The sequence below is a fragment of the Streptomyces sp. H39-C1 genome (assembly GCF_027158125.1).
Classification (GTDB): Bacteria; Actinomycetota; Actinomycetes; order Streptomycetales; family Streptomycetaceae; genus Actinacidiphila; species Actinacidiphila fildesensis.
In genome coordinates, this window is sequence record NZ_JAPVLS010000076.1 from 39,308 (window position 1) to 48,162 (window position 8,855).

Annotated in this window: 9 protein-coding genes; 5 read left to right on the top strand and 4 right to left on the bottom strand. The window is 66.5% G+C overall.

What is annotated here, in order from left to right; translation table 11 throughout:
- The first annotated feature begins 95 nt into the window (after window positions 1-95).
- Both O3W51_RS36085 and O3W51_RS36090 read left to right on the top strand, forming a co-directional pair.
- A complete protein-coding gene (locus tag O3W51_RS36085; protein ID WP_269288404.1) occupies window positions 96-3,530 on the top strand; it encodes an amino acid adenylation domain-containing protein in 3,435 nt (1,144 codons plus the stop codon).
- 146 nt (window positions 3,531-3,676) lie between these two features.
- Window positions 3,677-4,540 carry a M56 family metallopeptidase gene (locus O3W51_RS36090; RefSeq protein WP_187145107.1) on the top strand — a complete coding sequence of 288 codons (864 nt, stop codon included), beginning with the start codon at window positions 3,677-3,679 and terminating at the stop codon, window positions 4,538-4,540.
- A 133-nt stretch (window positions 4,541-4,673) separates the two neighbouring features.
- On the opposite strand, the gene O3W51_RS36095 is transcribed toward O3W51_RS36090, so the two are convergent.
- The 4 genes from O3W51_RS36095 to O3W51_RS36110 are packed head-to-tail and all read right to left on the bottom strand — an operon-like array spanning window position 4,674 to window position 7,507.
- The gene (locus O3W51_RS36095; RefSeq protein WP_138359439.1) at window positions 4,674-5,102 is read right to left on the bottom strand and encodes an SCP2 sterol-binding domain-containing protein; all 429 of its coding nucleotides are present in this window, start codon (window positions 5,100-5,102) and stop codon (window positions 4,674-4,676) included.
- Between the two features lie 37 nt (window positions 5,103-5,139).
- Window positions 5,140-6,225 (bottom strand): ferritin-like domain-containing protein, encoded by a 1,086-nt coding sequence (locus O3W51_RS36100; protein WP_138359437.1) that lies wholly within the window; start codon window positions 6,223-6,225, stop codon window positions 5,140-5,142.
- Window positions 6,222-7,070, bottom strand: a complete 849-nt coding sequence (locus O3W51_RS36105) for an alpha/beta fold hydrolase (RefSeq protein WP_269288405.1) — start codon at window positions 7,068-7,070, stop codon at window positions 6,222-6,224. The genes O3W51_RS36100 and O3W51_RS36105 overlap by 4 nt, the downstream gene beginning before the upstream one ends.
- Complete coding sequence (locus O3W51_RS36110; RefSeq protein WP_138359433.1) at window positions 7,067-7,507, bottom strand: SCP2 sterol-binding domain-containing protein; 441 nt, start codon at window positions 7,505-7,507, stop codon at window positions 7,067-7,069. Before O3W51_RS36110 ends, O3W51_RS36105 begins: the two co-directional genes overlap by 4 nt.
- A gap of 317 nt (window positions 7,508-7,824) precedes the next feature.
- On the opposite strand from O3W51_RS36110, the gene O3W51_RS36115 reads away from it, so the two are divergent.
- From O3W51_RS36115 to O3W51_RS36125, 3 genes are all read left to right on the top strand, one after another.
- Window positions 7,825-8,304, top strand: coding sequence for a hypothetical protein (locus O3W51_RS36115; protein WP_138359431.1), 480 nt, complete (start codon window positions 7,825-7,827; stop codon window positions 8,302-8,304).
- A 55-nt stretch (window positions 8,305-8,359) separates the two neighbouring features.
- Complete coding sequence (locus O3W51_RS36120) at window positions 8,360-8,569, top strand: hypothetical protein (RefSeq protein ID WP_138359429.1); 210 nt, start codon at window positions 8,360-8,362, stop codon at window positions 8,567-8,569.
- Between the two features lie 90 nt (window positions 8,570-8,659).
- Window positions 8,660-8,855: hypothetical protein (locus tag O3W51_RS36125; RefSeq protein ID WP_138359427.1), on the top strand; the 196-nt coding region annotated here is incomplete at its 3' end.

Below are 8,855 nucleotides of genomic sequence, written 5' to 3' on the forward strand. Positions count from 1 at the left end.
AGCGTCAGGTGTGGGAGGGGTTGGAGCACCGGGCGTATGGCGGGGTTCGGGTGTTGCGGGATCTGGCGCGTGAGCATGGTGCGGAACGGGCCTCCATGCCCGTCGTCTTCACCAGCGCCATCGGACAGCAGATCCCCGCAACCATCCCCGGTCTGGGCAGGCAGGGCGAAGCCATCTCGCAGACCCCCCAGGTCACCCTCGACCACCAGGTCTATGAACGCACTGACGGCCTGGTCACTGCGTGGGACTGCCTGGAGGCCCTCTTCGACCCCGCTCTTCTCGACGACATGTTCGCCGCGTACCAGAACCTCATCACCTCCCTCACCGAAGACTTGTCGGCGTGGCAGGACCCTCACACCGTCGGCGCGCCGTCGGGGCAGTTGGTGGTGCGTGAGGCGGCCAATGGTGCGGTGGGTGTGGTGTCGGGTGGGTTGTTGCATGAGGGGGTTTTTGCGGCTGCAGGTCGGTGGGCGGGTCGGGATGCGGTGGTGTGGCCGGGTGGTCGGATGTCGTTCGGTGAGTTGGTGTCGCGGGCGTGGCGGATCGGTCGGCGGTTGCGTGAGGCCGGGGTCCGGCCGGGTGAGCCGGTGGTGGTCGCGGCGCGTAAGGGCTGGGAGCAGATCGCCGGGGTGCTCGGTGTCCTGGCGTCGGGTGGCGCGTATGTACCGGTGGATCCTGACCAGCCCGAGCGGCGTCTGCACGGCCTGATCCACCGCACCGGAACCCGCACCATCCTCACCCAAAGCTCGCTCAAGGATATGGTCGGCTGGCCGGCGGCCGTAGACGTTATCCCGGTGGACGACGACTCCGAGTGGGCCCAGACCTCCGACGAGCCGTTGGAGTGGGTGCAGGATCCGTCGGATCTGGCGTATGTGATCTTCACGTCGGGTTCGACGGGGGAGCCGAAGGGCGTGATGATCGATCACCGCGGCGCGCTCAACACCATCATCGACATCAATGACCGATTCCGGGTGACGGAGAACGACCGGGTGTTGGGTCTGTCGTCGCTGAGCTTCGACCTGTCGGTCTGGGATGTCTTCGGAGTCCTGGCCGCCGGCGGCGCCCTGGTCCTGCCCGACCCTGACGGTTCCCGTGATCCAGCCCAGTGGGCGGAGTTGCTCCGCCGGGAGCAGGTGACCGTATGGAACACCGTCCCCGCACTTTTGGAACTCCTGGCGGAGCACCTGACAACCCATGGTGCGGAGGGGGTGGGTTTGCGGTTGGCGTTGTTGTCCGGCGATTGGATTGCGGTGTCGTTGCCGGATCGGGTGCGGGACCTGGTGCCCGGTTTGGAGGTGGTGAGCCTGGGTGGTGCTACGGAGGCGTCGATCTGGTCGATCGCGTATCCGATCGGTGTGGTGGATCCGTCGTGGCGGAGCATCCCGTACGGGCGTCCGCTGGTGAATCAGAGTTTCCGGGTGGTGGACGGGAATCTGCGGCATCGTCCGGACTTCGTGGCCGGCGAGCTGCAGATCGGCGGGGTCGGGGTCGCGATGGGGTACTGGGGCGATCCGGAACGGACCGCTGCCTCGTTCGTGACCGATCCGGTGACGGGGGAGCGGTGGTACCGGACTGGGGATCTGGGCCGGTACCTGCCGGACGGAACGATTGAGTTCCTTGGCCGGGAGGACTTCCAGGTCAAGATCGGCGGCTACCGCATCGAGCTGGGTGAGATCGAGGCCGCGCTGCTGGCCGACCCGCAGGTCGAAGCCGCCGTCGCACAGGCCTGGGGAGCACCTGGCGGCCCGCGCCGACTGGCTGCCTATGTCGTGCCCGTCGAAGGGGCGATCCTGGAGGTCGACAAGGTCCGGGCCCAGGCCGCGGAGGTCCTGCCGGCGTATATGGTGCCGGCCGCTTTGGTGGTGCTGGACGCGCTGCCTCTGACGGGCAACGGCAAGATCGACCGCAAGGCGCTGCCCGATCCGGGTGAAGCCGCCCGCCAGCCGTATGTGGCACCGGCCACTCCGATCGAGCAGACCCTGACCGGCATCTGGTCGGAGCTGCTGGCCACCGAACGCATCGGCGTCCACGACAACCTCTTCGAACTCGGCGCCGACTCCCTCCTCGCCCTCCGTGCGGTCGCCGCGGCCGACACCGCCGGCCTCCACCTCGAACTCCGCGACGTCTTCGCCCACCCCACCATCGCCACCCAAGCCACCCACACCACCCAAGGACGTATCGGAGCGGAACAGGGAACGCTGTCCGGACCGACACTCATGACGCCCAATCAGATCTGGTTCCTCGAACAGGATCTGCCCGAGCGCCACCACTGGAACGACGCGTCCTTCCTCCTCTCGCTGCAGAAGCCTCTCGATCTGGAGCCACTGCGGCGAGCCACCGAACAGATTCTTGAGCACCACGACGGCCTGCGGCTGCGGTTCCGGCAGGAAGAGGGCACCTGGCAGGCAACCTTGGCCGAAGCAGGCACCGGGGAACTCCCCCTCACCGTCTACGCCTTTCCAAATCTGACGGGACGTCAGCAAAAGGACGCCGTCACAGAGGTCGCTGAGTCCCTGCAGCGCAGCATGAACCTCTCTGACGGCCCCATCATCCGATTGGCCTACTTCGACCTGGGCGAACGCCCACACTGCCTGTTGGTGCTCGGCCACTGGCTCGCGGTCGACCACTACTCGGCGCGGATCCTGCTGGAGGACCTGCTCGCGTCCTACTTCCAGTACTCCCAGGGCGCAGCCAAAGCCGCCCTTCCGGCAAAGACCACCTCGTTCCCGCAGTGGACCCAGGCGCTGCACGAGTGCGCGAAGGGCCCCGTCACGCAGGGCGAGCGTGACTACTGGCAGAGCCGTACCAGGGGACACCAACTGCATTTCGACAAGGCAGAGGGCCCCAACCGACTGGAAAGTCTGCGAACAACGACCCTACGACTGGACCACGACCTGACCGATGCGGTGCTCTCCGGCATTCCCACCGCCACCGGCGCCGACATCCTGGACACGCTGTGCACGGCGCTCGTCCAGGCGCTGCCACTGGCGGACGCCGGCCCCGAGGAGCCCCGGCGGACCCTGATCGATCTGGAGCGGCACGGCCGTGATCTCTACTTCGAGGGGCTGTCCGTCTCCCGCACCGTCGGCCGCTTCTCCACTATTACCCCCACCCTCGTCGAGATCGATCCCCTGACCTCGCCGGCCGGCCAGCTGGCAGCAGTCCACAGCCAACTGGAGGCCGTTCCGCAGCGGGGTGCCGGCTATGGACTGCTCCGCCACGCGGCAGCCGATCCCGCTCTTCGGAACGCCCCCACAGCCCAGGTCGGCCTCAACTACGTCGGACAGGTCGATGAAGTGTTTCTTCGGTCGGATCTGCTGAGCGTGCCGCGGATGTCCTTCGGAGAGCAGCACAGCAGCGTCGGGACGCGTTTTCGCGACGTGGACGTCCTCGGCTACGTCGTCGGACGCCGCCTCACCTTCTCCATCGGCTACAGCTCGCACTATTTCGACGACGACACCATGACGCGGTTCGCCGCGGCGTTCGAGCAGAAGCTGCGACAGCTCGCCGAAGACGCACGTCGCGACTGATCCACCCGCCCTTTCGGGCCCCACTGGTGAGGCGTCCTTGATGGACACCTCACCAGTGGGGAGGATGAGCACAAAGGGACTACCGCAGCCGGCCTCGGAACGCTCTGTCCTTCTGCGGCCGGCTCTCTGCCACGGGGGCCAGAGCATTGATTCGTGCACGGGGTCGCGCCATCCGCACCACGCTCTTCCTTGCCGCGCTGTCGGCGCAGTACATCGTCCTGATCGTGATCGCAGAGTTCATCGTGCGGCTGGAACTGTCAGAGGAAGAGGTCAGACCGTGCCAACCGCTACTGGCTCTTGGGCTGCTGGTCGTCATCAAGGTGGGTATCGCCACCGGCAGCTGCTTGCGCCAGATATCGCTGAGCAGGACTCTGCGGTCAATGGTGCGGAGCTCTTCGGCCGACGCTTCGCACACGCAGGCGCTCATCGACCGTTCAGGACTGCGGAACCGGGTGACCGTCATCGACGAACCGTCCCTCGTGGCCTGCACGAGCGGACTGTTCCGCACACGGGTCATCATCAGTACTGGTCTGGTGGACCGTCTTACGACTGGTCAGCTCGAAGCGGTGCTGCGGCACGAGGAGAGTCACGCCAATGCGGCGGACCCGCTGCTGTATCTGCTGATCGACGTCACCCGACGCATGTTCTTCTATCTTCCCGCGGTCTGCGGCGCCCTGGAGCGGCTGCTCACCCGTCGGGAACTTGCCGCTGACGCGCACGCGGTGGAGGTCTGTGGGGTGGGGCCGCTGGCCGGCGCACTCCTGATCGCACTCAAGGAACAGCCCCCGGCTGGCCAGACCGGGATTCCGGCCTTGTGGCCTGCCCTCGCCGGTCCGGGTGGGCTGCTCGAAAGCCGGCTGGAGCAGTTGGAGACCGGTCGTGCGCCGCTGCCTGGCCGCCTGCCGCGTCGCAGCCTGTTGTGGACGCTGCCCGGAGTTATCGGGCTGAGCCTGATCAGCTTGTGGATTCTACAGATGTGCGCAGTCTGCTTCGGATGCGCAGACTGCTGAACACGTTCGTAAGAGCGTGCCCGGTACCGGCCCAGGACATGGACCTGCCGCCGCATGGAACGGACGGGGGGCACGTCCCATACGGCGGCAGGAGAAGAAGGGGGCGCCCGCAAAGCGGGCACCCCGGGAGAACTCAGGGCCGCTCGAACCAGGCCTCGAACTTGGTGGCGTAGAAGGTGTCACCGGAGATCTTGACCTTGCCGGTCAGGAACGCCTGCATGCTGTTGAGCTTGCCCGTCACCAGGCGCACGAAATCGGGCAGCTTCACCCTCATCGTCACCCGCGGGGAATCCACCGTCCCACGGCCGGTCTGGCACTGGCCGTTGTCGACCGTGATGAAGTAGTTGTACTCGTCGTCGCCGGAGCGAATGCAGTACTGGAAGTCCGCCTGCTGTCCCTTCGCCTTGTCGGGACGGAAGACCTCGCGCATGTTGGCGAACACCTCATCGAGCAGGCCCTGCGGGCCGCCCTCGTGCTCTTCGGCGTAGCGCGCGAGACCCTCGCCCTTGCGCTCTCCGGCCACGGCCTTGAGCCGCTCGAATGCTGATACGTCCAATGCCATCGTTTGTACTCCTGATTCCTGGCTCGCGGATCGCTGTCTACTCGGTGTCGCCGGCGCCGAGGCTGATGGCCTCCTGGACCTGAGCCAGCCGCTGCGCGTCGATCTCCTCCGCGGCCTGCTCGTCGTAGTCCATGACCGCCTCGATGTCGATGTCCTGGAAGCCCAGGACATCCATCTCGGTGAAGGCCTTGATCACCTTGGGGCCCATCAGCCCGATGTCGCGCAGGGTCGGCACGATCCGGGTGAACAGCAGGGACCGGAAGAGCTTGAACGCCTCGCTGTTGTTGATGTGGGCGACAGCTTCCGTGGGAGCCAGATCCAGTGTCTCCCAGATCTCCTCGCCCAGGAACCGGTCCCGGAGAAGGAAGCAGGCCTCCACACAGAATTCCTCGCGGTCGGCGAGTTCCGCGGAGGACAGTTCCTTGTAGAAGTCCTTGAGCGCGAGCCGGCCGAAGGCGACATGCCGTGCTTCGTCCTGCATCACGTAGGCGTTCAGCGCACGGGCGAGCGGCTCGCGGGTCTGGTCCCGGGTGACTCCGAAGCCTGCCAGCGCGAGCCCTTCGAGCAGCACCTGCATGCCCAGGTAGGTCAGGTCCCACCGGCTGTCGGAGATCGTGTCGTTGAGCATGATCTTGAGGCTGTCGTTGATCGGATAGGCGAAGCCGACCTTCTCCTGCAGGTAGCGGGAGAAGACCTCGACATGCCGTGCCTCGTCCATGACCTGAGTGGCCGCGTAGAACTTGGAGTCCAGGTCCGGGACCGTCTGCACGATCTTGGAGGCGCAGATGAGGGCGCCCTGCTCACCGTGGAGGAATTGGGAGAACTGCCAGGACGTCACATGTTGCTTGACCTCCTGACGCTCCTTGGTGCCCAGCCTGTCCCACAGGTCGGAGCCGTAGATCGGCACGTACTCGTCCGGAACCAGGTCCGGGCTGTCGAGGTCGACGGCGATGGACCAGTCGATACGCTCCGAGGAGTTCCACTGTTTGGCCTTGCCCTTCTCGTACAGGGCCAGCAGCCTGTCGTTGCCTTCGTCGTAGTCCCAGGAGAAGACGGTGGTGTTCCCGCTGGGAACCTTCCACTTCGTCTGTTCAATGGGCAGAGTGTAGATCCGGGTACTCACAGTGCTCCTTTTCCGGTCAGCGCGCCTGCGCCCGTTGACCGCTGTCCAGTGCCGAGGCGTTGAAGGAAGGCGTCAATCGACGCGGCAATCAGTTCGGGCTGCTCGCACGGGGGCGTGTGGCCGCAGTCCGGTACCTCCAGGAACTCGGCATCCGGCAGCAGCGGGACCCATGCACGGGCGACCTTGATGCGGATCGGAATGTCCGCCTCGCCGTGCACCACCAGGCTCGGGGCCTTGATGTCCCCCAGTTGGTCGGAGATGTCCCCGCGCCGGAATACCGAGGCGCAGGCCTCGTCGATGTCCTGCCCGCGCAAGTGAGTGAAGTGCTCCACCCACTGCTGCCCCTGCGGGCCGGCCAGGAAGGAGGGATGGAAGTTGAGCCGGCCGATGACTTCGGCCAGATCGACCGAGATCCCCCAGGAAGAGGCGGCCTCGACCATCGCCGTGTACGGCCGCGCTGTGCGCTCGGGCTCCACATAGGGCTGGGTGGACACCAGGACGAGGCGGGAAACGGCGTCCGGATGGCGCAGTGCTATGCGCAGCGCCTTCATACCGCCCATCGAGTGCCCTGCCCAGACCACCGGAAACTCGACGCCCAGGTCCCCCAGGGCTTCCACGAGGGCGTCCGCCTCGTCCTCCAGGGAGTAGGCGCCGGGCCGTGCCGGGCTGCCGCCGTGGCCGGGCGCGTCCACCGTGATCAAGCGGTAGCGGTCACGCAGAGCCGCGACCACGCCGTCCCAGGCCCGGTGGTCGGTCATGAGGCCATGAAGCAGCACGATGGTGGGACCTTCGCCCTGACAGTGGACGCGTAGGTTCCACGAACCCGCGGTCAGGGTTGCCGTCACGGCCGGGCCGCCGGCGCAACCTCGTCCGCGAATGCCGTCGTTCCTGTCGCAGCAATGCTCACCAGGGCATTGGCGGCCCTGACATAGCGCAACAGCGTCGGCAGATGCCCGGTGACCGCAAGCTCCCCGTCGAGCATCGCCTCCATCGGGTCGAGCTCGCCCTGGATGATCTGCTTCCACAGGGAGTACGGGCCCTGGAGTACGAATTGGGACTCGCGGCCCTCCTGCGGTGTGACGTCGTACTTCCACCACAGGCATTTGCCGCCTCCAACGCCGGCTCGGGCCCAGATATCGGCCTGGTGCCCCAGCTCCGGTTCGGCTTCGAAGACATAGGCGATGTCGGCCTCGAAAGTACGTGCTGCCTCCGCGAACTCCGGAGACGTGTTGATACGGGCGACGTATTCATCGAGCCAGTCGCCACTCGGGAAGACTGCCATCCTCACTCCTTGTCGTGCGGAACCCGCAGGAGGGCCTGGCTGGGCCGGCCGCGTGCACGGGACTCAGCCAAGCGGTTCGGTCTGACTCGCAGAACACCCGTCGGACCTGCCGTGTGGTCCCCGAATCGGACAGGGCCGCAGGGGTACCCCGACCGGGCCACCCATCTGTCCTCGACCGCGCACTCGGGCTGCCCGATCAGGCGCTCCGGCTTGCCGCGCAGAGGCGGCTGGGAATCGGGCTCCAGAGCTTCCAAGGTGTCAGGGAACAACCGCAGTCCGGCATCGCGCGCCGGGCCTAACCGTGAGGAAGGGTGACGATGGAGCATCCCCGGGCTGTCCGATGGTCGATAGCAGCCGGCCTGTTCGTCGAGTTCGTAGGGTTCCTGTACGACACCTTGTGGCATGACCAGCACCTGTCTGAGGTGGCCATCCCGCCCAGCAAGCTGATGACCGTGCACAGCGGTATCTACCTCGGTGAGCTACTCGTCCTGGGCATAGCACTGGCCACCCTTGCGCTGCGTACCCGCCGGGCCCACCCACAAGCCATTCTGTGGGCGGTGGTGGCGGGAGGCGTCGTCCAGATCGCCGGCAGCGGCCTTGACATGTGGAGCCACGCCCACGCCTACGAGAAGCCGCTCTACCACGACACGATCTACACCGGCGCAGCCGTCACGATCATCGGCTACCTGCTGCTGGAGATGGTGGCCTCGCGCGCGGCCCGGCGAGAGCAGCTCCCCGTCCCGGAACGGCTTGCCGACCACCGCTCGGACGAGGCGAAGCAGACCGCGGAGCGCTGAAGGTGCTCCACCGCACGGTGACCTGCCCGGAACGGAACCCGCAGAGGGGATCCATGTGGCACAGAACCAGGATGACCTCACACCCGATATCGGCGCCGGCTGGGTGCTGCTCCCGCAGAGCCTGATCGACATGTTGCGCGAGGAGCGGTTCGAGCAGGGATGGGCCTGGCTGGACGGCGGTCCGAAAGGCATGAACGCAGCGCAGCACGAGGACGACGTCCCTGACACGACCCCCGCCGCCGAGGTACTGCCGAGCACTTCATGACCGCGTTCCGGCGCACCGGGACAGACCCCGCCCCACGGCCTTCCGCGAGCGCCTTCCGTCCTGACCGGCCACTAGGAAAAGACACCTGCCATGACGACAGCCACCACGCCCCCACCCCGCAGCGGCCGTGCGGCTTCTGAGGTAGCGGTTCCCGACGTCACCAGCCAGGTCAGCAGCCCAGCCGTAGGACAGCCGCTGCTCGGTGAACAGCGCAAACCGGCCAAGGAGGTCCAGCGGCTGGACCGGGTGATCATCCGGTTCGCCGGGGACTCGGGTGACGGAATGC

Excerpts from the sequence above, each read along its gene's own strand:
- O3W51_RS36110 (WP_138359433.1), bottom strand. The coding sequence starts at position 7,507 with ATGGCAGTCTTCCCGAGTGGCGACTGGCTCGATGAATACGTCGCCCGT.
- O3W51_RS36095 (WP_138359439.1), bottom strand. The coding sequence starts at position 5,102 with ATGGCATTGGACGTATCAGCATTCGAGCGGCTCAAGGCCGTGGCCGGA.
- O3W51_RS36085 (WP_269288404.1), top strand. The coding sequence starts at position 96 with ATGCCCGTCGTCTTCACCAGCGCCATCGGACAGCAGATCCCCGCAACC.
- O3W51_RS36115 (WP_138359431.1), top strand. The coding sequence starts at position 7,825 with ATGGAGCATCCCCGGGCTGTCCGATGGTCGATAGCAGCCGGCCTGTTC.